We start from the raw sequence: 24,874 nt of genomic DNA, 5'->3' as shown, positions 1-24,874 counted from the left end.
ACCCCTTTTCAAGGAAAGCAACGTTCATTTGTAAATTTTATTTAACTTACTAAAATTTTTTTTCAAGACAGCTGATATCTAAACCTGCATTTCCTTGAGCGCTTCGTTGCCGAGGATCGCGTTCGAGCCTTGCGGGCATGTATCCGGTCTTTACTGAGTCGGACGCATGCTTTTTTGAAGGTCTGAAATGATTATGAAAAAAATCGGGGAAAAACGGAAAATCCGCATTGGGCTCTTAATGGTGTTCGCAGCCTTGTCCGGGACCGCTACGGCCGGCAGTAGCCTCAGCGGAAACACAAGCACGGTGTCTCAGGGCGAACGGGAAGGCGAGACGCTGATCGGTGTGACCTCCCGTGATCCGGTGGACCCGACTGGGGGGGTGCAGGCCGCTGACAACCGGTTTTACGTTTATGACCACGACAGCGCATCGCTGGTGGAGGGCGTTCGGGTGGAGACCCAGAGCAAAAGTCCTTCAGGCAGCGTGTCTCTGCTCCGCAATGCTCTGGAAATCGGGACTAGGGAGGAGAAGACGAGTCGGGTCGGGACGGTTTTTGGCGTTTATGTCGAGCCATCTTTTGGCGCAGCGGAGGACGCTGGCTCCATGGGCCGTGTGACTGCGGGGGACAATGTCCTGACGATCCGCAACACCCAGGCAGGGGAGGTCGTGTCGGTTTACGACATTACGGACAACAGCAACGGACGTGACCGTTCTTCATTTACTGCCAAGAAAAACGCTTTGGTTGTGGACTCCAGCAGGATCGGCGAGCTCACTCATATTCATTTGTACTCGCCCCATGAAGAAAGCGAGAATGTAATCTCTGGCAATACGGTCGCCGTCAGCTCAAGTACGGTGGGTTCCTATTCCGGAACTTATCAGAGGTACGGGAAATCCAGCAGCCTCGTCCTGTCGCAAAATACGGCGGAATTTTCCAGCGCGGAAATCCAGAGCACTGTGTTCGGCTCGAACATCTATGAGGCGGATTCGGCCGTTTCAGAAGGAAACCGGCTGTCCTTTGCCGGGAGCACCGTTGGGAGCTATCTGATTCAAGACTATGTATACGGCGCAAAGGAAAATTTCAATAAAAATACCCTGATCCTGGATCAAGGTTCGGTTGCCAAGGGCTCGGCGATCGGCGAATACCTTTACGGGTCTGACTCGGCCTCAGAGCTCAACGCGAAACAAAATGCGGTCTTTCTTTCTGGCGCAAGTCGCGCAGAAGCGGGCGCCACGGCGGTCGTAATTCAGAATAATCGCTCTGCACAAAAGACCGCCATCCGTGCCGAGGACAACCAGCTTTCACTTTCCGGAGGCAGTCAGGCAGCTTTTGCCGTGGGCGTGGAGCTAAGCGATCAGGGGCTGTCGGCAGTCGAACTTTCCGGAAATCAGGTGAGCCTGGAGTCAGGCTTTGCCGGGGCAGCTCTCACAGTGACCATGAGCGGGAGTTCCTCTGAGGCTTCGGCTTTTGCCAATTCTCTGCATCTGCTGGGAGGCTCCGTCGCTCTCTTCGGCAGCGCAGCCCTCAGCACGGGGAATGCCCGGGGCAATTCCGTCGACGTCACAGACAGCACGGCCGGTATCGTGGTTGGCGGGCTGGCCGAGGGAGACGCTTCCGGCAATACGGTCACGATCGGAGGTCAGTCCGCAGTCCGCTTTGACGCTGCCCGGGAAGCGCTTGAAGCTCGCAATATCACGGAATCTGAGAATTTGGTGCCGGTTCCCGAACTGAAGAATCGTTCTGTTGTGATTGCCGCGTACAGTTCGAGCGGCTCGGCAAACGATAACTCCGTCAACATCACGGGCACAGCCGATCTGAGTGACGCTGATATCTATGGCGCCTTGTCTGCCGGAGGGACAAAGCCCCGGGGGTCCGGTAATACCCTGCGCATCGGGTACAACGGTTCCGCGGCGGCAGTATGGGACAATCCGGAAGGCAATATGGTCAACAGCGTAGCTTTCTTTGACCGCATGGAGCTCCATGAAGGACAGTGGGGCAAAACCATGCTTCAGGTAAAGCAGGCTATGGATCTGACCCAGACAACGGTGGATATCAGCCGTCTGTCGTTTGATCAGGCCTCGCCGGCCAGACCTGACAGCGAAACCATCCTGGTCGATGACGCCGTAACGCAGTACAGCGACGCGGGTCCTGACAAAAACGTGACTCTCGAGGACGGAAACGGCGGACGGGGCGTGGCTTTCGCCTACACTCTGGGAAAGGAGGGAGCCGTTTTGTCCGGCAGCTTCCTCGGAAAGGGAACCACTTTAAACGGCAACATCGTTCTTAAAACTGGCGACGTGAAGGTGAACTCCGTTTCGTTTGGCAACATCGAGTGGGGAAAGACTCCCCTCACCCTGGAACGGGATGTGACTTACGACTTCGCAGAGGCAAGAATTGAAACCTCCGGCCTTATGTTTAAATCCCTCTCGGATCTGAAGGAAGGTACGAACACCATGACGTTGCTCGATGCCAACGGCCGGGCTGAGAACCTGACGGAAAAAAGCCTGAGCGGAGAGTCCCTAAAATACACTGTCGGAACGACGCTTGAGGGCAGCGGCAGGGCCTATCTTCAGAATGGGAATATTCAGTATTCGATCGACCTGAAGGATACATTCTCCAAGCCCCAGCCCCAGAAGCAGACTCACATGACCGTGATGGGGCACGAGGCGGGTCTGACTGCACTGATCGAGGGCAGCGACCTGGTGGTCCGGGACCTCAGAGCTGCCAGGGACGAGAAGAACGCTTTGTATGGCTTTGTTTCTTCCATGGGCGGCGCGAACCGCTATGACACCGGTAGCCATTTAAGAACCGACTTGTACAACGGGCATGCCGGTCTGGGGGTTCGTTTTGCGACTGCCCGAGGCGGCGAGGGCATCTGCGCGTTGTTTTTTGATTACGGCCATGGAAACTATCACAGTTACGACGCGGGTCGCAGCGGGCACGGAAAAATCGACTACAGCGGTGCGGGTCTCTTCGGCCAGCACCGGTGGGAGAACCAGATTTTCACAGAGGGTTCTCTGCGCACAGGCCGGCTGAAGAACAAGTCCCGTCATGCTCTTGTGGATGGGGAAGGAAACGGCTATGACTACAATACGCACAGCCGTTACTGGGCTTTTCACTTCGGCCTGGGCAAAACTCTGGAGGTGGCCCGAGACGACAGCGTCGACCTATACGGGCGCTATTTTTATACTCATCTTGGCAGCGATGTTTTCCGTGCCGCAGGCACTTATCGGCTGGATGGAGCAAACAGCAGCCTGCTGCGCCTCGGCGGACAATGGAATCATGCCGGCCGCGACAGTCTGTATTTCGCCGGTTTGGCCTATGAGTACGAATTCGACGGAAAGGCTTCGGGTCTGGCTGACGAAGTCCCCATCCGGAATGCTGACATACGAGGCAGCAGCGCACGCTTCGAGGTGGGAGGAAAATGGACGAAAGGCCCGTGGGTTCTGGATCTCGCCGCTCATGCGTACGCAGGGCAGCATCGCGGTGCGGGCGGTAATATGAACATCGTGTACCGTTTTTTCTGACAGCTTCTCAAAACTGGCCGACGACAGGATCCATGCCTGCTCTGAAAGGGGCAGAAAAGGTTCCTGTTGACCGGGCGGTTGCTTCCGGTCGGACTCCGTTTCATCAGGGGAAGGAAGCCGCGCCGGGCCTTCTGCATTTTGATCTGGAAGGCGCCTTTTCCCTGTTCCTCAGAGGTTGATCAATAGTTCTGAAAGGGTGGCTTCGCTGCGTGTCTCCTGCAGTTGAGCCAGCAACCCGAAGACATGCTTTAGCAAAGCTCTGTGAGCCTTTTTAGAAGCGGCTTATCGTCGTGGAGATAAGCTGGGCGCGAGCGGCGAGCCGCAGGGCATTGTTACCGGACCGGTCGAAAACAGACGGGGCGCCGCCGCGCAGAAGGCATTGTCAATGCCGGGAAATTCAAACGGAGTACCGGCCCCCTTGAAGGAGCGAACAATGCGATCAAAGTGCTCAAGCGAATGGCATACGGCTTCAGAGACTTTGAGTATTTTGTACTGAAAATCAAGTCAATTTTCCCCGGAAGGAACCTGTCTCCATGGAGAAGCCTTCCAGACTATGCCGCTGTGTTGAAATCAGGGCTGTGGGTACCAACTTTTCCCGGTATACCATGAAGAACCTTTTTTTCTTATACCTCATTGAATTTATTTTAAAAGATCTCATTAATTTCTTATCGTTCATAAAAAACCCGGGTTAGAGGTTGTGAACGAACTGGTAATCCTATGCAAAATGGCTGCAGATTGAGTTGTGTTTAATTTGAACCAATAACAATAGATTCAAAAAAGGGGGGATGCTGAGAGAAATTAATTAGAAAATAAGGTATTTTAAGCACATTTAATTTTTAGGTGCCAGAATCCGAACGGCTGGACCTGGACGCTTCCAGAACGCTCAGGAACACTTTAGACGCCAGGGACAATCCGCGGCCTTTGAGGCGCACGAGAACGAGTGAGCCCTCGACTAGCGGCCGGTCCATTCGAAGCACGAACACGTCCTCATCTTCCGGCAGACTTTCCACGCAACCGGTGATCACAAAGCCCAACCCCAGCCCGGCGCGGGTAAAGTCCTCAATCAACGACATGGACTCGCATTCAAACGGAGGCTGAAAAGCGATTCCTTTTCCCTCAAATGCCCGGTGCAGTGCTTCACGAGCGATGTGCCCTTGGTTTAGCGTGATGAGCGGGCAGGCTGCGATTTCCTCTAGAAGGACATTCGGATGCTGAAGCTCAGGAAATAAACTGCGGCTCGCGGCAAAGCTGTAGCTAAACCGACCTAGTTCGGTGACTTCGAATTCCTCGCCCGGGCTGTAGCCGTCGGGAAGCGTGACCAGCATGAACTCCGTTAAGCCCTTCCGGAGGTCGTCGAGCAAACGGCTGAAATGGTTTTCCGCTTTTACCTCTATTCCTACGTCGGGATGGTCCGCATGGAATTCCTGCAGCACCGGCTGCATCAGCCGGTGCATAAGCATCTCAGGTACTCCGAATCGTACGGTGCCGCTTTGAACGGACCGATACGCATCGAGTCGGGCTTGTCCTGCAGCAAGTTCGGAGAACATGGCACGGGTGGTCTGTAAAAGGATTTTTCCTTCCTCCGTCAGGACATTGCAGCGTCCCTCCCTGCGGAAAAGCCGTACGCCAAGACGCTCTTCGAGCCGCCGGATGCCGTAGGAAACGGCAGGCCCGGTCACGCAGAGACTCCGAGCGGCCCCGGAAACGCTTCCCGCCGTGGCGAGGCATTGGAAAATTCGAAGCTGTTCGAGATTGAGATGAGGGAGATCGGAGGCCATGGAATAAATAGTTAAATATTATTTATTAATAGATAGAAAAATGTTAATTGAATTTAATACTTTCGGCGGATAAAATCAATCCATGCAGGGGATTTGGCCTGTGGCTTCAAAGGATTGAAGGAAAAGAAATGAGTGGAATACAAAGAAGAGATTTCCTTGGTGCAGCAGCAGCTGCGATGGCGGCCTTGGGAAGCGGTGCGGCAAACGCCGCGCAGAGAAAGTCCTCGCGCTGGACGCAAAGCTGTGATGTCGTGGTGGTTGGAGCAGGAGGAGCGGGCCTTGCGGCGGCTGTCACGGCTGCCGAAGCCGGCAAAAAGGTTCTCGTGCTTGAAAAACTCGGCATTATTGGCGGAAACACCATTATTTCTGGCGGCGGTTACAACGCAGCCGATCCGGTTCTGCAGAAGAAACTGGGCGTCGAGGACAGCCCCGCAAAACACGCGCAGCAAACACTGGCCGCAGGCGACGGTCGAGCCAATCCGCAGCTGGTGAATGAGCTAACGAGCCATGCTTTGGAGAGCCTGCACTGGCTCGAGAGCCTCGGCGTGAAGTTCAAGCCCTATGTCTACCAGATCTATGGTGGCCTTTATCCTCGGGCTCATGTGCCGGAAAAAGCTGCCGGAATGGCCTATATCGAGGCTCTTTCGGCCCGCGCTGAGAAGCTGGGCGTCAAAATTATCACCAACGCCCCGGTGACCGGGATCGTGCGTGAAAAGGAGCTTTCGGGCCGGGTGCTTGGCGTCGAGGCGAAGGTCAACGGGCGGCCAGAGCGCATTGAAGCCCGCTGCGGAGTCGTGATCGCCTCCGGAGGCTTTGGCGCAAATGTCGCAAAGCGCTCCATCTACGATCCCAGGATGCGTAACCTCACGACCACCAATCAGCCTGGGGCCACAGGCGAGATGATCGACTATGCCGAGGATGTCGGGGCTCAGACCGTGGGGATGGACTACATCCAGTGCATCCCGGGCGCCCCGCTGGGCGACAAGACCCGTTCGGCCTTCTTCAATGTGGTGAAACGGTTCATATTCGTGAACAAGGCCGGCAAGCGCTTTGTGGCGGAGGACCGCCGCCGGGACGTGCTTCGCGACGCCTTCCTTGCACAGCCTGACCCCGTCTCCTTTGTTGTGATTGACTCGCAGGGTTGGGATGAAATGCCCGGCGGTCCGAAGTTGCGCTGCGAGGCTTCGATCAAAGCGGGCGAGGCCTGGAAGTGCCAGACGCTCGATGAACTCGCGCAGAAGATGGGCGTGCCGGTCGACGTCTTCAAGAAGACGGTGGCGGAGTATAACCGTGGAGTCGATGAAAAGAAGGACGCTCTGGGGCGGAGCCCAACCGTGATGACGAAGCTCGAAAAGGCTCCTTTTTATGCGGGACGCGCGAGCATGGCGGTTCACCATACGATGGGCGGCATTTTGATAGACGTGAAGGCCCGCGTGATTGACCGCCGTCTTCGGGTGATTCCGGGTCTTTATGCAGCAGGCGAGACGACCGGAGGTATCCACGGGACGAACCGCGTGGGCGGCAACGCTATCGCCGACATTTTCACCTTCGGGAGAATCGCCGGCCGCTCAGCCGCCACTAAGGCCTAAATCCCGGAACAGGAGAGGATAGAGTCGGGATCTGCCGGTCGGAGTACTCTCTCCGCTTCGGCCGGCACTTTTCCTGCGCTTCCCAGCTTCTGAAGAAAACGGTGATTTCTGACTGATATTACAAACGGTCATTTTTGAAAGAGCACTGACGGTCTGGGTAGCTCGGGCTTAAGGGAAAAAGACGACCCCTAGCCTCCCGAAGACTCAGGCCCGGGGTTTCATACCGCCGCTTGCAAAGCGGCAGTTTTTATCCTCAGGGGGAAGTTTCAGACGGGAGGTAAAAAGCCGTAGGCCTGGCCTTAAAAAACCGGCTGGCCCATCCTCGTTAACATCATTTGTGACTGGACGGCTGGACGAGGCAGTTTGTTTCGGAGCTTTCTTTAACCCTCGGTGGCGAAATGCCCGAAAATGTGAAGCTTAGCTTTTCTACTGATTTATCCCGCTTCATGCAGACAGTTAAGCAAATCTCCTCAGCCCTTGGGGTCGGGCTCGAAGTGATCCGGCACTATACGGACATCGGATTGCTTCATCTGTCCGTGAATCCGGCAAACGGTTATCGCTGCTATGGCTCGCACGATGCCCTCAGGGTGGCAGATGCCCGGGTGATGCGCAGCCTCGGCTTTTCACTTTCCCACATCAAGGCCTTAAAGGGAGTTTCGTACCGCGGCCAGCTTGAAGCACTCAAGGAGTGCGGAAAGGACATCGAGAAGAAAATAAAGGAACTTTCCATACGGCTTGAACGGCTGCGGGAAGTGGAGTCGTTCCTGTCCAAATGCGCGTTGTGCGACGGGGTCGTCGAAGATGTCGTCCGTCCTCCGATTCACAGTCTTTATACTTTCGGGCGGGACCGGGATTACAAGATGAGGGCAACAACTAGGTATATTGTTTGATAGATATTCTTAATTAGATGAATTTAAAGTAAATATTAGATATTACATCGCCAAAATGGCTATGGAAATAACTTCATTTCCGGCCTGTTTTATGTATCTGGCAGCTTGAATTGAACGTATGCCGATTGCAAATCTTTAAAAATCAATTAGTTGTGCAAGATAATCTTTTCGTTTCATGTGTTTTCCTGTACAAATGAGGGAAACAGAGTGGGAAATGAATTTATTTCCGGGATGTTTTAAGGAGAGGTTTTCTTAATTTTGTTTTATTATCAGTTAATTAGAATTAACTATCAAGCAAGTATCCTATCTGTCGGCATAATAAAAAAGCGCCCTGTTTCCAGAGCGCTCCGTAAGCTAAATTTTTATTTCACCTGCAGCCGTTTTTGTCGCAATCATATATTATGCCGCGGCGAGAATCCCAAAGTCTGTACCGATCCCCATCCCGGTTAAGAACCGTGTAATCCGTTGGACTCGATTCTTTTTCCTGCGGCGCTGACGTTTCTTTATCGAGCTCAGTTAATTTGATTTTTTCTGGCTTTAAGGCCCGTACAACCCAACCGCTCGGAGAAACATAAATGCCGTTTTTATCGAATTTGATCTGGTCAGCCGCTAACGCAGGCACCGCTGCGGCAAAGCACATCAGCAAAACAAGCAGCTTTTTCATGGCCATCTTCTTTCCCCTCAGAAATATATTAGTCCCGAGGGGCGGAAAAGACTGAAAAATTATGTGCTCAAAAGTTTCAGCGCCCTGGCCGGTACAAAGGCCGGACGCCGGATGTTATTGCGCTCCACGATCTCAGAGTCCCGGGTGGCGTCCCCGTAGTAGTCGTAGGCCAGAACGAGGGCCGGCATGACTTCCGACGGAGTATAGTCAATCAGCCTTGCCCGGCTCTCGGCCCGGGTCGTGAGATCACCCCAGACGGCCGCCCTGGCAACAATTAGGTATATTGTTTGATAGATATTCTTAATTAGATGAATTTAAAGTAAATATTAGATATTACATCGCCAAAATGGCTATGGAAATAACTTCATTTCCGGCCTGTTTTATGTATCTGGCAGCTTGAATTGAATGTATGCCGATTGCAAATCTTTAAAAATCAATTAGTTGTGCAAGATAATCTTTTCGTTTCATGTGTTTTTCTGTACAAATGAGGGAAACAGAGTGGGAAATGAATTCATTTCCGGGCTGTTTTAAGGAGAGGTTTTCTTAATTTTGTTTTATTATCAGTTAATTAGAATTAACTATCAAGCAAGTATCCTATCTGTCGGCTCAGGACATCTGAAACGCCACGCCCCGGGCTCCATACCGCAATTGGCTTCAGCTGTACAGAAAGTCGTCGTCCATTGCGTCTTCGAGTTCTTCCTTCGTCCAATACGGATGCCCGGCCCCCATCGGCTCCATTGGATCCGCGTACTCCGGTCTCTGCCACTTTCCATTCACTTCGATACACAGACGACAGCCGTTTTTGACGCTCCGTACCGTTCTGTAGGGATAGTCCGAATCTCCGTCGTAAATCGCCAAAAATGAGCGCTCTGAAGACGACACCCTTACTCTTGTTGTCGAGAGTATCGAATCGAGGCTTGATTGGTCCTGCGCTTTTTCCATTTGTCGTGTCCTTGCTGGCCGCCGTCTGTGCACCGGTGCCAGATCCTTCTTTGCTTGCTTTGGCCGCGGCCTTGGTTTTCGCCTCTTCCGCTATCTCTTGATCGACACGTCGGCTGATAGTGTCAAGCGTCGATTCGGGAACCCCATGCGCCAAGGCCTGCCGACGCATTTCGTTTGCGTAGTCAGGGGCGTCGTTAGTATTGTAGTCCTTGACGTAAATACCTTCTGGCGTTTTAACGTTCTCGTAAATTTTCTTTTCCGAGTACCACAAGGACGCCTGAAGATCGGCCATCGTCAGGGTCTCTAGGCCTTTCATGTCGGAGATTCTGTCGAGGCATTCGTTGAAAATGCCGCGGATGGTGCTCCGCTGGCGAGGCCCTGACGGCGCAACATTGTCAGTCAGCGCGGCACGCTCCACGCCTTTCATCGCTGAGTAGAACTTCCATCCCAGCGGGCGTGACTTGTCTCCGCGCCCACCCCACATCTTGTTGTAGTCCGACCGGAAGGTTGCGGGCATGAAGGTCTGCGACGCTTGTGAGACCATCTTGATAAGAGGCGAGTCGACGCCATCGGGGTCCGTCTGTGCCTTAATCATGTCGGGCAACAACTAGGTATATTGTTTGATAGATATTCTTAATTAGATGAATTTAAAGTAAATATTAAATATTCCATCGCCAAAATGGCTATGGAAATAACTTCATTTCCGGCCTGTTTTATGTATCTTGCAGCTTGAATTGAATGTATGCCGATTGCAAATCTTTAAAAATCAATTAGTTGTGCAAGGTAATCTTTTCGTTTCATGTGTTTTCCTGTACAAATGAGGGAAACAGAGTGGGAAATGAATTCATTTCCGGGATGTTTTAAGGAGAGTTTTCTTAATTTTGTTTTATTATCAGTGAATTAGAATTAACTATCAAGCAAGTATCCTATCTGTCGGCAAGTCTTGATGCACGGCCAGATTTTCGATTGGAAGCCTGACTGGAAGGGCCGCGGGTACGACACGTTTGTAACCGCTGCTCCTGTCAGCATTGGCGGAGAGCGTTACATATGCGAAGCGATTGTATTGGAGAAGGGGGATAAGAAGAAGCAGTTCTACCTGCACGAGGTGAACCTTGCCAAGGATATTGCCGCAGCCACCCTACAAGACCTCTACGCGGGAGGACAGCAGCTGCGGCCAGCCGCGCCTGTTTGATCCATTCTAGCACTTCGGCTCCAAGAAAGAAGGTCCGGGAAGTCGAGCGAGGAGCAGAGCATGGACCAGACCAAGATGGGCCGTGGCGAGAGAGGCAGCAGTTCCGCGCAGCAACCCAAGCCAGCAGCAAGTCAAGGCCCGAACGGTAGCTTCAACACAGCAACGAACACGATCACGCTGACGGACAACGCCAACCTCTCGATGTTCGCGCACGAGACGGGGCATTGGTACCTCGAGGCGATCATGTCCCTGGTGAAGGACGGATATGGGGACGGCTCTCTCAAGGGCGACGTGAAGACCCTGTGTGACGCCTTCGGCATCAAGAGCGCCGAGGAGTTCTTCCAGATGGCGCCTGGCAAGAAGCGCGTCGTGCATGAGCAGTTCGCCGCGTGGGTTGAGGAACACCTCGCTACGGGAAAGGCGCCGGACGAATCGCTCAAGGGGCTGTTCCAGAGATTCTCTGACTGGATCATCGGCGTCTACCAGGAGGTCTTCCTGCACAACACTTTGTCGAAGCGGCAAGAGCGGCTTTTTGGAGAGAAGCTGCCAGTGCTCTCTGACGAGGTGCGCGGCGTGCTTGACCGCATGCTTGGAGCCCAGCGGCAGAGCGAGCAGGTGCAGAAGATCATGGGCGCGGTGAAGATGTTCTCCGAGCGGCCGGAATGGGTGTCTGAAGAGGAGTGGCAGGCTTACGCCGACGCCATCGATGCCCAGACGCAGGAAGGACGCGAGGCGCTGCAGAAGCGCAGCGTCGCCACGATGGGCAACAACTAGGTATATTGTTTGATAGATATTCTTAATTAGATGAATTTAAAGTAAATATTAGATATTACATCGCTAAAATGCCTATGGAAATAACTTCATTTCCGGCCTGTTTTATGTCGGCCTGTTTTATGTATCTGGCAGCTTGAATTGAATGTATGCCGATTGTAAATCGTTAAAAATCAATTAGTTGCGCAATATAATCTTTCGTTTCATGTGTTTTCCTGTACAAATGAGGGAAACAGAGTGGGAAATGAATTTATTTTCGGGACGTTTTAAGGAGAGGCTTTCTTAATTTTGTTTTATTATCAGTGAACTAGAATTAACTATCAAGCAAGTATCCTATCTGTCGGCAAAAGGCGAACCTGACTCCGAGCTGGAGCGTGCCTGCGGGTACCCCGGTCACAGACGGCACGTATGATCGCCGCGGCGTTCACCTTGACCCCGGCCTTTCCCAGGGTGCCACGCAGGAGCTGCACTTCGAGGTTGCGCCGGATCCTGCCAACAAGGAGCTGATGGCTCGGTGGTCGAAGCTGCCGTTCACGGTTCGCACAGACATCACCCGGCGCATGCTGGGCAAGGTGCTGCCACAGGTGCTCGACGACTTCGAGGCGCGGGGGAACTGGAGCCTGTCTGCCGGCGGCTTCCTCGGCGTGACGTCTCCGTCCGTGACGCTCAACATCAGCACGCCGACGATCGCCAAGACGGTCGCCCGCATGCTGGGCTACGTGCTCGGGCAGGATTTCGTGGCCGCCATGGAGGACCACGCCTGCGACGGCTTCGACAAGAACGGCGCCGTCGTGCTGAAGCTTCCCGCCAACGCATCCGTCAAGGACATCGACGCCCTCGGCAAGGAGCTCTACGCCATCACGGTGAAGGACGACAAGGGGCAGGACGAGCATCCGTTCGCCGGCTTCTCGCTCAATGCGAGCGGCGAAATGGTAATACTCAATTTCTCGTCAAAGTCCGACCAGGAGCTTTTGGCTATCCTTGACAACAAGTACGGCGGGAAGTGCTCGCCGTCGAGCAAGGCTGTCTACGCCACCTGGGTGGAGAAGGCGGACTACAACCTTGAAGGAGACAGACGTGCAAATCATCTTCGGAATGAAGCGGCCGCCGCACTGGAGGCGGAACTTGGCGCTGCAGAAAGACGAAATCTACCAGGAGGCAATGCGCAGGGAGGACTACCCGGCGGCGCAGGTGCGAATCCGGGAGCTGGGGTGGGAGCTCAGCGACGAGCCCCCGCGGGACCATCCAATTCCGCCGCGCAAGCAGGCCAAGGAGTAGCAAATGGAGCCAATTCCAAAAATGCATCCGGCAACGCCGCTGGAGCAGGCGCAAATCAAGGCGATCCTCTCGCCTCTCCACAGAATGCGCAACACGCAGGTGCTGCGGCATTTGGCGTTCTGCGAGCCGACAGAAGCCTGTCCCTACAGGACCATACGCAGCGTGCACAGCGGTGCGCGGCTGTCTATCGAGCGGAACGGCCAGTGGGTCAGGCCGGACTATCGGGATCAGGAGCTGTCAGGTCCGGACGACGAGATGACTCTGGCGTGGTGGCCGGAGTGGACCAGGGAGGAGCTCAGGGAAATGGAGGACTGCATGATCTGAAGCCTCTCCTTGTCTGGAAGCCCGGCTCTCGAGTAGTCAATGCGTGCCGCGGCTGGGCTAACCGAAAGAAGAAAAGCGACGCCACGGCCGCGCCTGAGTTCGAGGAATTCGCCCCGGGACAACAACTAGGTATATTGTTTGATAGATATTCTTAATTAGATGAATTTAAAGTAAATATTAGATATTACATCGCCAAAATGGCTATGGAAATAACTTCATTTCCGGGATGTTTTAAGGAGATGTTTTCTTAATTTTGTTTTATTATCAGTGAATTAGAATTAACTATCAAGCAAGTATCCTATCTGTCGGCTCGCCTAAGGAGATCAGGGAACAATACGGTATCCGCAATATTTTCTCCGAGGGGAAGGATGTAACCCGTGATGCTTCCGGTCAGGTTCAGGCGGTGAGCTCGGAAGCGAAGAGCGCGCTGGTGAGTCCGGAGAGCCTTCATGAACCGTGGGCCAAGCAGGGAAATGCTACGGTCAACGTACCGGATATGTTCGGTCCGATCTTTAGCGGGGAGGATTTGGACTTTAAGCCCTTAGCGGTACTGGCTAAGCTCCGTAAAGAAAAAACGGGCGTTGTTCCTAACGCTTTTCAATTTAGGTTGGATCAGTGGTTAGACCCAAACGGAAAGCCGTTACCGTCTAATGGAGCCGTTGGACTCGTTTATGGCCGGCCGGGGGACCCCAAGAGAGAATTTAGCGGCGGCTACGGTTTGGCGCACATAGACGCCAAGCATCCCGGAAACGCTGAAAAGATAGTTTCTTTTTTACAGAACCCCGCTCTTCGGGCATTTAGCCGCGGGGATAAAATAACGCTTTGGAACGGTAAGGATAAAGTTGGTCTTTCCGTTTTTTGGGATGGTAATCCGGACCGAGGGCAGTGGGTAATTACATCTTTTAAAGATGAAGAAGCACCGACTGGCAAAGAATTAAAAAGAGCTCCAAGCGCCGTCGACAAGATTCCAAGTCCAAGTCGGACAGTTGATGGGGACTCTGGCTCTTCATCCCCGCGCGAAGCTCTTAATTCCAATGATAAATCAACTCCTGAATCTGTCAAGGAGCAGAATCCCAACGAGCTCTCCAAGGGCGAGTATTTCCCCACGGCTCGGTCTATCCTGCTCTGGGCTAATGCGGATCGGTCTACGTTCCTCCACGAGACTGGGCACTGGTTCCTTGGCGCCCGGGTAGGGCTGGCTCTCCAGCTGAAGAATCTGGAGACACTGACCGACAGTCAGAAGCATCTGGTTTCTGCGGTTGAAGATGCCGTGAAGTGGCTGGGGTACGATTCGCTGAAGACTTTTGTCGGTGCTTCGATAGAAGAGCGCCGTCCGGCCGAGGAGCGTTTCGCCCGCACCTTCGAGCAGTATCTCAAGGATGGCCGGGCTCCGAGCGCTGGGCTTCAGTCGCTTTTCCGTCGTTTCGCCAACTGGCTTAAAGCGATCTACGGTTTTATGACAGCGGTTCCGGGCTCTCAGATGAGCGACGATGTCCGCCGGATGTTTGACCGGCTGTTTGTGGCTGAAGAGCAGCAGACCGAGGCACGGCTTCGCTACGACCTCTATCAGGCCCTTAACCGCGAAGATTTCAGCGAGGAGGAAGCCTATCAGGCCTATCTTGCCCTGATGAAGGAATCGATTGACGCGGCGAACGAAGACCTTACGGCCCGCGGCATGCGGGATATGCGCTATCTCTCCGGGCCGACAGATAGGATACTTGCTTGATGGTTAATTCTAATTCATTGATAATAAAACAAAATTAAGAAAACATCTCCTTAAAACATCCCGGAAATGAATTCATTTCCAACTCTGTTTCCCTCATTTGTACAGGAAAACACATGAAACGAAAAGATTATCTTGTGAAACTAATTGATTTTTAACGTTTCACAATCGGCATACATTCGATTCAAGTTGCCAGATACATAAAACAGGCCGGAAATGAAGTTATTTCCATAGCCGTTTTAGCGATGTAATATTGAATATTTACTTTAAATTCATCTAATTAAGAATATCTATCAAACAATAGACCTAATTGTTGCCTCATAACGTATGATACTGAAAGTAAATCCCGTAACGCTGACTTTATAAGTATTGCCCCCTAAAGGGGAAACGACTCACTACATTTTGCGCGTCGCTAGCGCTCCTTCAACTGGGGTACCTGTTTGCCCAGCTGGCCTGCGGCCTGCTGCTGGTGGCCCTGGGGGCTTACTAGTTTTCTCAAAACTATTGACATATCGCGAATAATGGATATAATAGATGCATGGATAAGATTGAAATTTTTAAAGCGCTGTCAAATGAAACACGGCTCAGCATTATTGAGTGGTTGAAGGAACCGGAGAAAAACTTTCCACCGCAGGGAGGACATTTTGACGATGCGGTGGATCTGAAGGGCGGAGTGTGTGTTGGAAGCATCCGCGACAGGGCCGGTATATCACAGTCGACCGTATCTCATTATCTTGATATGCTGCAAAAGGCGGGTCTGCTTCTTTCCGAAAGGCATGGGAAGTGGACATATTACAGACGGAATGAAGAGATGTTGACTGCACTGTCAGACTACTTCGGACACGAAATTTAAGTTGTGCATAAATTAGGCGGGATGAGAATCCCGTTTAATTTAAGGCTTTATATATCGACAAAACGAGATATAAGGATATAAAGAAACAAGGAGAAATTTCTATGCATTTTTCATGTGGAATTGTCAGACCGCCCTATGAGGCAGGTTCCTGTTTTTTACAAGTAACGTCAGGTTGCTCGCATAACAAGTGCCGCTTCTGTACCTTTTACAAGGAAGCACCGTTTGCTGTATCTCCTGAGAGGGAGATACGGGAGGATCTTCAGGAAATAAGAGATTCCGGATGGAAGGTAAATCGGATTTTTCTGCAGGGAGCGGACCCGTTGCTGCTGAGCTACGGCAGACTTAAAAGAATCATGGACTTGATCAAAGAATACCTGCCCTGGGGCGTTTCCGTTGGTGGATATGGCCGGGTTGACAGCGTAAAGAACAAGTCTGTGGAGCAGCTTAAGTCACTGAAAGAAATGGGATATGACGTGATCGTATTCGGAATCGAGTCGGGGGATGATGCTGTTCTCGATAAGATGAATAAGGGTTATCATGGAAGTGATATCGTAGAGCAGCTCTCCAAGCTGGATGAAGCAGGAATGCATTATTCCGTCATCTTCTTATACGGACTGGGAGGCCATGATTATGGTATGGGGCATGCCATCAAAACAGCAGAAGTGTTAAATCATCTGTCGCCTGTCAGGGTACTGGCTTCCGGGCTCTCGATCTTCCCTGATACTCCGCTTATGGAAGAAGTGAGAAGGGGTGAGTTTGTAGAAGCTACAGAGACAGAAAAGATACAGGAACTATATACCTTTGTGAAGACGCTTAAAATCCACACGCTGCTGGATGCAACGAACGTCTCCAATATGATGCCGGTATATGGACAGCTTCCGGATGACAAAGAGAAGATACTGGCGATGCTCAAACAGGGTGCAGACGAACAGGGAGAAGAGCGATTGCGGATGCGAAGAGATAGCATGAGAAGCCTGTGACCAGGACAGAAATCAGAAAAGCGGTATTTAGATGAAGGCGTATTATATTTTTGACAGCTATTGTGGATGGTGCTATGGGTTTGAGACAATTCTTAAACCGTTTATTGAAGCACATCCGGGATTGGAAGTAACGGTGCTATTAGGTGGATTGAGGGTGTAAAGAATTTTGTGGGCGCTCTGAGACAATGCCTCTTGGAGAACCCCAACATGAAACGAAAACCCGATCCTTTTGACAAGTACGCCGAACAGATTCTGAATGACTTGAAAGAGTCCGGCCGGGAAATCCGATCCGCCGACGAGATGGATAATCTCATGCCCCACCTGCTTGGCCGACTGCTGACGAAAATGCTTGATGGCGAGATGACCCATCACCTGGGTTATGAAAAGGGCCAGGCAAGCTCGGGCGACAATGAACGCAACGGGCACAGCTCCAAAACTCTGAGGTCTCCCAAGCTTGGAAATATCCATGTGGACGTGCCCCGGGATCGCAAAGGACGCTTCACTCCCCGGATCGTCCCTTAAGCACAAGAGGACGCTCGATGGTTTCGACTAGAAGATCCTGGCTCTTTATGCCCGAGGCCTGACGACACGGGAGATCCAAGGATTTCTTTACGATGAATACGGCATGGAAACCAGCGCCGGGTTCATCAGCGATGTGACCGAGGCCATCCTGCCGGAGCTCGAGAAGTGGCAGAACCGGGCTCTCTGCCCCGTCTATCCGGTTGTTTTCTTTGACGCCATCAGGATCAAGACAAGAGGCGAAAACGGGGTCGTCACACCCCGGGCGGTCCCTATCGCTCTGGGCGTGGACACTGATGGAAAGAAGGATGTCCTGGGCCTGTGGATGTCAGAGAATGAAAGCGCCAAATACTGGCTTAAGGTCTTTAACGAATTGAAGAATCGAGGCGTCTCCGACATTCTCATCGCCGTCACAGACGAGTTCAAAGGCATGAAGGAAGCACGGGAAACTGCTTTCCCGGAAACGATGCTGCAGACCTGCATCGTCCACCTGATACGCGGCGGTTGTGGCCGCTTTGAAGCCCGTCTGCCGTGCCGTGAACGCCGAAGAAGCGCGGCAGGCTCTGGACGCTTTCGCCCAGTCGGATCTTGGGGAAAAATATCCCTATATCGAAAAGCTGTGGCTGGCTGCCTGGGATCGAGTGATTCCTTTCTTCGATTTCTCACCCGCCGTCAGGCGGCTGATTTACACCATCAACGCCATCGAAAGTCTGAACCGTGACCTGAGAAAAGTCGTTAAGACGAGAGCTTCCTTTCCAAGCGAGACGGCCGCAATGAAGCTGATTTACCTGGCCGTACGAAAAGTGGAAAAGCGATGGGTGAGGCCGTCACCTTATTGGAAGGCTGCCATGCGAGAATTAACTATTAAGTACGGAGACAGGATCACACCTTTCCTCGATTAAACTGAAGGAGCCGCCCGCAAAAATTTCCACACCCTCGGCCAGGGCCCAGCCGCTCTTACTCTATGAGAAAAACAAAGCCCCTTCACCCGGGGTTTCAGCGATCTTAAAGAGAGGTGAAAATAAAACGCCTCAAATTATTATAAATTAGGGTTCTTCATTTAAATGAGTTTAAATGTACCCTGCTGTTCTTCGGATTTCTCCGGCTACTCCCGAATGTCAAGCGAAAGATCCCGCCCTATTCTCATTTGGTAGATTCGCCATGTTGAACGTATGTAAGGCTGGCGCGCGGTGGACTCTGCAGATCATTTAAAACATGATGCGCCTGAATTTAAGGCGACGCTCGGCCAGGCAAAGGTCAATTTTTTTCGCTTTCGTTTTAAACACCAGCCCTGGCGCTTAAAGCGGCAGGCTCGTTGCCTTTTGGAAATTAGCAGGGGAAGCATCTGAAAAACTTAATTTCCTCAGCCTTTTAAGGGAAAATTGTAAAAAGCAGGGAGAGAGATCCTGCAGCCTATGGTTTGATGAGAGTGCTCCTTGTGCCTGTGAAGGGCTTGCTCCTTGGTGCGGCAAAGAGCCCGGCGCTCGGGGCCGTAAGGATCGCCGCACAAGTCAGAAGCGGCAGATTCATGAAGGAGAAGATGTCCGGGAGCTCTGTCCGCGTCCTTGACTCCTAAGCTCTAGAAGGCTCCCTGCGCAGGCTCGCTGCGACCGGTGATCTGGCGCGCCAAGGGGCGGGGAGATCCACGCGCGGCCTCCTCACCAACTGAGGCCGGTAGCCGGGCTTGTGGAAACAGGGAAAAATTTACTCAGGAATGTTGTATTTACTTAACATAATGGTTATTATAGGAAGTAATATTGAAGCCCAGATCTCACAAAAGATGAAACCCCGCCGCTACGAAGCCGAGCTGCTGCCGACCGAGGCCCCGAAGGAAAGCGCGGCGCTGCCAGCCGCTCATCAGGAGCCTTCGCGGCTGAATCCCGCGGCGGCCTACCTCGCGACCCTCCACGAAGGGGCTTCGCGGGACAACGTGCGCAGCAAACTGAACTGCGTCGCCCGCTGGGCCGGGGCTCAGGATCTCTTTTCCTGCAACTGGGCGGCGCTCCGCTACGAGCACATCCTCGCCTTCATGGCCTCGATGCAGAAGCCCGGTGCAGACGGCAGGCCGCATCTCAGCGCCCGGTCCCTCAACTGCTACCTCTCGGCCCTGAAGGGCGTCGCGCGCCAGGCCTACCTGCTGCGGCAGATGGACACCGAGGCTTTGAGCCGCATCAGGCTCATCCGCGCGGTGCGCTACGCGAGGCTCGCGGCCGGCCGCTCGATTTCGGAATCCGAATCGGAGGCGCTCCTCGAGTCGCAGCCCCGCAGTCCCCAGGGACTTCGCGATCACGCGATCCTCGCGCTTCTTCTGGGCTGCGGGCTGCGGCGCGCCGAGGCGGCGCAGCTCCTGATGCGAAACCTGAACCTGCCGGAATCGAGCATCCGGCTGATCGGAAAGGGCGATAAGGAAAGAAATGTTTTCATGATCCGTGAAGTTCAGGAGTCGCTCGAGGCCTGGCTTCAAGTCCGGGGAGCCTCGGGAGCCTTTGTCTTCGGGCGGTTCTACAAGGGAGGGCGGTTTGATCCGAGCCGGCCGCTCACGCCTCACGCCGTGGGCGACATCGTTGAAAAATATCGGGAAAAGGCGGGACTCGAAGCGCTTTCAACCCACGACCTCCGCCGCACCTTCGCCACGAGGCTGCTTGCGGCCAATGTCGACATCACTACGGTTCAGAACATGATGGGCCATGCCTCGATTTCAACGACCGCCCTGTATGACAGGCGCGGCGAAGACGCGCAGCGCGAGGCGTCCAGGAAAATTCGCCTTTGAACCGGCGGGAACGATTCATCTCGTTCATTTATAATAATACTCGTGCAAAGCACGAGTAAATCATTTTCATTTTGCGGCCATGCTCTCCAAACTGGGTGAAATCGAACGCAGCCTCAAGCACCTCCTGCTTACGGACAGAAGGGCCTGGGTAGCCTCTTTCCGAATGATGGAGGAAGTGAAAAAGCAGCAGCTCTGGAAACCGGGCTACAGCTCTTTCTCAAACTGGCTCTCAACCATCTCGGAGGCGACCCGGATCCACATCTCAGTGCTCTGGGACCGCCTTTTCGCCGGCGAATACTACCTCCGTTTCGAGGCTCGGGAGGCCAGGGCGGGCCGCAGCGCGCCCAGCCTGGAAAAAGCAAGGCTCGGAGTGGAAAAACTTAAATATATTTTCCGAATCGCCGGCGGCAGCGCTGAGCGCGAACGCGACCTGATGGCGAAGGCCAGCGAGGGCATTCTCACGGGCACGGCCCTGCGCCAGACCTGGAAGATGGAGCGTGAAGAAAGGCGTCTTTCCGGCCGCGCCGTGGGTTTTGCAAACGGCTACGAGCGGAGAAACGCGGAATTAAAGCCCGATACAGTGTCAGAGGCGCCTCTTTCCCCCCGCACGGATCTGATCCTCGCCCTCGCCCGCACGCCGTCCTGGCTGCCGGGATCCTCCATCAAACCCTATTTCCAGGACGGGTACGAGCTCTTTTCCGAACTTGCGGTTGCGCCTGGCCGGGCCTTTGTCCCGAGATTTGACGCGCTGGCGGCGGAATCGGTCACGACGCGCGAAACCGGCCGCGTGGCGCTGCACGGCTTTGCGGTCTGCGCCTCGACGCAGGATCTGGAACGCCTGCAAAACCTCAGGGCGCAGCTCGATTTTGTGGATTTTTACTGGCTGGCGGCAACGGAAAAAGCCCTAGAATCGCTCGGCACCCTCCCCGACTCGTGGGATGCGGCCGGCATTCTGGCGCTCACCGATCAGGGAACGCTTACCGTGAAGAAAAACGCCTCGGCGCTTCATCCGCTGCTTCGTTCGGTGGCGCTCGAAGCCGTGCTTTTTCAATCGATAAAAAAAGTGCGGGATACGGCAGCGGGGAAAAAGTGGTCTTCAAGGCAGCCTCTGCCCTGAGCGTTGGTTCAGGACCTGCCGCGCCCTTGCTTGAACCGCTGAGCTCAGCTGATGATCAGGGGAGTCTTCTCATGATGAAGGCGGCCGCTGCAAACTTGTTGAGCCGCCAGGTTGAACTTCATTGCTGGAAGAGCAGCCTGGTCTGCATTGTCCCGCCGGGCAGGCACTCCAGTGCAGTTTGCAAAGGCAAATAAACGGAAAGCCCGCGTACCTGGAGTGTTAGGCGATAACAGAGCCAGGAGCTGGCGGGCTTTCAGCCGATTAGCTTTGCCACCGAGGAGACGCGCCTGTTCCACGAACAGCACCAAGACATAATCAGCTTGACTGAAGCAAATAATAGATTAAAAAGGCATCTTATGCAAAATCAGCTGCATTGCCTTCCAGCGGTCGGATGAGTCAGTGAAGTTTGATTCGACAACAGGGAGAGCCGGGAAGAAACTGCAGGCCGATAGAAAAAAATTAACCTCTCCGGCGGAAGCTGTCGGGAACGAATCCTTAAAGGCTGACGCAGAGAGGCTCGAGAGCCCGGGCGCAACATCGGGGGCTAATTCCCTTTTGGGCAAGACCCCGAGCTCAGGATATAAATAATCCACTAAAACAGCAGCTTTGGAAGTCCGGCTGCAGTTTTTTTTCGAACTGGCTATCCGCCGTTCAGAGGCACTCTGAACCGTCATTTCCGTGCTTTAGGGACGGCTTTTCCCTGGTGAATATGACCTTCGCTTCAAAGTCCGGGACGCAAAGAGCGGCGTCTGACCGGCCGCGGGTTTTGCGGTCTGCGCGGCGGCGCAGCATCTGGAACGCCGGCAAAACCTCAGGACTCAAAGCGCTCGGCTCTTTTCCGGAAACCTGGGACCCGGACGGAATACTCGTGCTGACGGACAGGGAACTTCAGCGGTCAGAAAAGAAGCAGCCTTCCGGCATCCGCTGCTTCGCTCGGAGCGTCGGAATCCATACTTTTTTCAGTCTATTAAAGAAAGTGCACGGCACGGCTGACGGGGAAAACTTTCCCACAGGAGCTCCAGTTCTCTGGAAATCGGGGGCCCAGCATCTTTACGCCCAAAACGGGCAGCATCCGTCTGACTTTGTCTAAAAACCTGTTTATTTTAATTTAATCTTCATATGCTAAATTGAAATCATCGCATGCACTCATGCCACAGCTAGAGGAGTAACCAACATGTTTGGCAACCCATTTTCAGCAAATGTTGAGCGCAAGATGACCAAAGAAGAGCTCGTCCAGGCCATCCGGGCAGACCTATCCGGAGAGCTGGAAGCCATCTACGGCTATGACGCCCATGTCCAGGCGACCGACGATCCGGTTGCCAAGGCGGTGCTCTCTGACATCAGGGACGAGGAAAAAGCCCATATGGGCGAACTTCTGGCGCTTATGAAGTACCTGGATCCGAAGGAGGGAGACCTTTACGCGAGCGGCGAGAAAGAAGTGTTGGAAATGCTCGAAGAACTCGGGATAAAACAGGGTGAACTCCCTGCCGCCGGCGCGACCGTTGGAAGCTTGAAGGAGGGAAAATAAAATGGATTACCTGATGAGAGGTGACAGCAAGCTGTCCGACGCGCAGTGGAAGGCAGTCGATGAGACAGTGGTGAACGCCGCAAGGTCCGTGCTGACGGGAAGGAAATTCCTGAACATCTACGGCCCTCTGGGAGCCGGCGTCCCGGCGGTTGAAGTTAAAACGGACGGAACGAAGAGAATTGCGGTCCTCGCTGAGATTTCCTCCGACTTTACCCTGTCCTGGCGCGACCTTGAAACGGCCGAGCGCCTGAACCTGCCGTTTTCCTACTCAGATGTTGCTTCCGCCGCCGTTGGCGCAGCGTTGCAGGAAGACCGCCTGATTTTCCTGGGCGATGAAGAAAAGGGCTGTGCGGGCCTTCTGGGCACTGCGGGCAAAACCATGAAATTGGCGGCCTGGGACAAGGATGAGAATGCCTTCGCTGCTGTTGCGTCCGGCCTGCAGTACATGCTGGCAAACCGGGCCTACGGCTCCAAGGTTCTCGTTGTCAGCCCGGATGTGTTTGCAAGCCTGCAGCGCATCCAGCCGGGAACCGGCGCTCTAGAAAGCACCCGGATCGCTGCTTTGATCGAAGGGAAGATTTACCAGACCCCGATCCTTCCTGCCAAAACCGCCCTTTTGATCGCGCCCGACGAGCAGAATATGGACCTTGCCATCGGCCAGGACCTCGTGACCGCTTACCTCGGGGCTTCTGAAATGAACCATGACTTCCGCGTCTTTGAAACCGTTCTCCTGCGCCTGAAGAACACGAACGCGGTGGTAGCGTTCCGGGGTTAAAAATCGCTGGATGCGGCAGCGGCCGCTACAGGCCCGCAGCTTTTCTTTTAAAGGCTGCGGGCTTTTAACGGTGTGCTCGGCACGGGCACACGTATAAAAAGCGCCCTGTTTCCATAGCGCTCCGTAAGCTAAATTTTTATTTCACCTGCAGCCGTTTTTGTCGCAATCATATATTATGCCGCGGCGAGAATCCCAAAGTCTGAACCGATCCCCATCCCTGTTAAGAACCGTGTAATCCGTTGGACTCGATTCTTTTTCCTGCGGCGCTGACGTTTCTTTATCGAGCTCAGTTAATTTGATTTTTTCTGGTTTTAAGGCCCGCACAACCCAACCGCTCGGAGAAACATAAATGCCGTTTTTATCGAATTTGATCTGGTCAGCCGCCATCGCCGGCACCGTTGCGGCAAAGCACATCAGCAAAACAAGCAGCTTTTTCATGGCCATCTCCCTACCCCTCAGAAATATATTAGCCCTGAAGGGCGGAAAAGACTGAAAAAAATATGTTCTCAAAAATTTCAGCCTCTTGACAACTAGTTTGGTGAAATTGAATTGATTAGCCTTGATTTATTTACATAAATAACAGCCATAACTTAAAATGAATGAATAATTTATTTGAAGCCAATATTGTTTTCCATATTTAAATCATCGGCTTTGCATTTCATATTATTAAAATTAAATTTTTAATACAAATATCATTTTTAGCAGCATATATTCTGTTCTTCCAGAACAAATTAGTCTGGAGACTATTTATTTTTAAGAGATGTCCGCGTCGTATTCTTAAAATCTTTTTTACTTCCAAGGCAACGTGACGTCAAACAAGTACCCTGCGTGCGGACGGAAGCCTGTCTGTTTATTTGCGCCTGACGCATCTTTTATCAAAAATCGACATTTGACAGGTTGAGGTGTCCTGGGCACTCAAATTCTCAGACAGCGAGTCGAAAGACATTGCGGGAAGGAAGTGGAGGCCCTCAGCTGGAAAACCGTATGAGCAGGCTCTGCGATCGCCGAGCAACCTGCCATGCGGTTTTCTCGTATTTGAGATCCTCTAATGCCGGCCAATTCCATTCCGTGCGCATAAGTCTGCAGGCCGGAGTTTTGATTCTGCTTTCGGTTCTCAATCTTTAGGCTGAAGCTTCCTTCAGCGTCAATGCAGGAAAACAGGCCTTTAGCTCTTGTTTTTACGCATAAAAACAAAGACTTCATCAAATCTTTTTAAAAAATTAAAAATTCTGATGCTGCCTACACCACGGGCTCAGCGTGTTGCCCGGGCTCGATTTTGTTCTGCCTTCTGACGAAATCCAGGTTCACAAACCAACGCGCCCAATCTCCTGTCTTGCCGCCGTGCCCAAAGTCCGTATCCCCTTCGGCACCAGGCGCTCGAACCTCCATTTCAAGCACCTATGGATACAATTGTGATGAGAGTTGTGCGCAGGGAAGTCTGCCCGCACGTAAAGCCGCCGTTCAGTGCCCGGCAGGCGGCTCCTCTCATTGGGCTTGATCTTTCGCCCTGCGGAAAGAGTTCCACTCTTGCCACTGAAAGGGGCGAATGTAAAGCCCCTGAATTTACCGCAGCGTTTGAACGCGCTTCCGGCACGAACTCTTCCTGTTTCCTGAACCCCGGCGGCAGTTGCTGCGGGCAAGCGCCTAAGCCGCTCTTT

17 protein-coding genes and 2 pseudogenes are annotated in these 24,874 nt (G+C 53.1%); 15 read left to right on the top strand and 4 right to left on the bottom strand.

Annotation, left to right across the window (positions count from 1 at the left end; translation table 11 throughout):
- The first annotated feature begins 187 nt into the window (after nt 1-187).
- A complete protein-coding gene (locus MUN46_RS10925; RefSeq protein ID WP_243375961.1) occupies nt 188-3,523 on the top strand; it encodes an autotransporter outer membrane beta-barrel domain-containing protein in 3,336 nt (1,111 codons plus the stop codon).
- A gap of 366 nt (nt 3,524-3,889) precedes the next feature.
- Nucleotides 3,890-4,042, top strand: a pseudogene (locus MUN46_RS10920) (transposase); the annotation flags it as partial.
- Nucleotides 4,043-4,359: 317 nt separating this feature from the next.
- Here MUN46_RS10920 and MUN46_RS10915 read toward each other — a convergent pair.
- Entirely contained in the window at nt 4,360-5,301 is a 942-nt protein-coding gene (locus MUN46_RS10915) for a LysR family transcriptional regulator (protein WP_243375960.1), read from the bottom strand.
- Between the two features lie 128 nt (nt 5,302-5,429).
- Here MUN46_RS10915 and MUN46_RS10910 point away from each other — a divergent pair, with 128 nt between their 5' ends.
- Nucleotides 5,430-6,890, top strand: coding sequence for an FAD-dependent oxidoreductase (locus MUN46_RS10910; protein WP_243375959.1), 1,461 nt, complete (start codon nt 5,430-5,432; stop codon nt 6,888-6,890).
- A gap of 446 nt (nt 6,891-7,336) precedes the next feature.
- Complete coding sequence (locus tag MUN46_RS10905) at nt 7,337-7,780, top strand: MerR family transcriptional regulator (RefSeq protein ID WP_243375958.1); 444 nt, start codon at nt 7,337-7,339, stop codon at nt 7,778-7,780.
- A 367-nt stretch (nt 7,781-8,147) separates the two neighbouring features.
- Here MUN46_RS10905 and MUN46_RS10900 read toward each other — a convergent pair whose 3' ends face one another.
- Nucleotides 8,148-8,444, bottom strand: coding sequence for a hypothetical protein (locus MUN46_RS10900; protein WP_243375957.1), 297 nt, complete (start codon nt 8,442-8,444; stop codon nt 8,148-8,150).
- Between the two features lie 574 nt (nt 8,445-9,018).
- Nucleotides 9,019-9,981 (bottom strand): hypothetical protein, encoded by a 963-nt coding sequence (locus tag MUN46_RS10895; protein WP_285230637.1) that lies wholly within the window; start codon nt 9,979-9,981, stop codon nt 9,019-9,021.
- Between the two features lie 351 nt (nt 9,982-10,332).
- Here MUN46_RS10895 and MUN46_RS10890 point away from each other — a divergent pair, with 351 nt between their 5' ends.
- The 11 genes and pseudogenes from MUN46_RS10890 (at nt 10,333) to MUN46_RS10835 (ending at nt 23,216) form a co-directional block, all read left to right on the top strand.
- Nucleotides 10,333-10,578: a hypothetical protein gene (locus tag MUN46_RS10890; protein ID WP_243375955.1), complete on the top strand. Its 246-nt coding sequence runs from the start codon at nt 10,333-10,335 to the stop codon at nt 10,576-10,578.
- Between the two features lie 60 nt (nt 10,579-10,638).
- Nucleotides 10,639-11,352 (top strand): hypothetical protein, encoded by a 714-nt coding sequence (locus MUN46_RS10885; protein WP_243375954.1) that lies wholly within the window; start codon nt 10,639-10,641, stop codon nt 11,350-11,352.
- Between the two features lie 503 nt (nt 11,353-11,855).
- On the top strand, nt 11,856-13,106 hold the full coding sequence (locus tag MUN46_RS10880) for a hypothetical protein (protein ID WP_285230636.1): 1,251 nt from the start codon (nt 11,856-11,858) through the stop codon (nt 13,104-13,106).
- A gap of 248 nt (nt 13,107-13,354) precedes the next feature.
- The gene (locus tag MUN46_RS10875) at nt 13,355-14,677 is read left to right on the top strand and encodes a hypothetical protein (RefSeq protein ID WP_243375952.1); all 1,323 of its coding nucleotides are present in this window, start codon (nt 13,355-13,357) and stop codon (nt 14,675-14,677) included.
- Nucleotides 14,678-15,212: 535 nt separating this feature from the next.
- A complete protein-coding gene (locus tag MUN46_RS10870) occupies nt 15,213-15,527 on the top strand; it encodes an ArsR/SmtB family transcription factor (RefSeq protein ID WP_237978233.1) in 315 nt (104 codons plus the stop codon).
- Nucleotides 15,528-15,628: 101 nt separating this feature from the next.
- Nucleotides 15,629-16,507, top strand: coding sequence for a radical SAM protein (locus MUN46_RS10865; RefSeq protein ID WP_243375951.1), 879 nt, complete (start codon nt 15,629-15,631; stop codon nt 16,505-16,507).
- A gap of 207 nt (nt 16,508-16,714) precedes the next feature.
- A pseudogene (locus MUN46_RS11805) lies at nt 16,715-17,928 on the top strand (IS256 family transposase).
- Between the two features lie 878 nt (nt 17,929-18,806).
- Entirely contained in the window at nt 18,807-19,796 is a 990-nt protein-coding gene (locus MUN46_RS10850) for a tyrosine-type recombinase/integrase (protein WP_243375950.1), read from the top strand.
- Nucleotides 19,797-19,875: 79 nt separating this feature from the next.
- A complete protein-coding gene (locus MUN46_RS10845) occupies nt 19,876-20,913 on the top strand; it encodes a hypothetical protein (protein WP_243375949.1) in 1,038 nt (345 codons plus the stop codon).
- A 1,174-nt stretch (nt 20,914-22,087) separates the two neighbouring features.
- Nucleotides 22,088-22,441, top strand: coding sequence for a ferritin-like domain-containing protein (locus MUN46_RS10840; protein WP_243375948.1), 354 nt, complete (start codon nt 22,088-22,090; stop codon nt 22,439-22,441).
- Nucleotide 22,442: 1 nt separating this feature from the next.
- Nucleotides 22,443-23,216, top strand: a complete 774-nt coding sequence (locus MUN46_RS10835; RefSeq protein WP_243375947.1) for a family 1 encapsulin nanocompartment shell protein — start codon at nt 22,443-22,445, stop codon at nt 23,214-23,216.
- 141 nt (nt 23,217-23,357) lie between these two features.
- Here the strand turns inward: MUN46_RS10835 and MUN46_RS10830 are convergent, their stop codons facing one another.
- A complete protein-coding gene (locus tag MUN46_RS10830; protein ID WP_243375946.1) occupies nt 23,358-23,654 on the bottom strand; it encodes a hypothetical protein in 297 nt (98 codons plus the stop codon).
- Nucleotides 23,655-24,874: the final 1,220 nt, after the last annotated feature.

This window comes from Mesosutterella faecium (assembly GCF_022809315.2).
GTDB classification, from domain to species: domain Bacteria; phylum Pseudomonadota; class Gammaproteobacteria; order Burkholderiales; family Burkholderiaceae_F; genus Mesosutterella; species Mesosutterella faecium.
The sequence above is the reverse complement of the archived record's forward strand: the minus strand, read 5'-3'. Positions and strand labels throughout refer to the sequence as shown.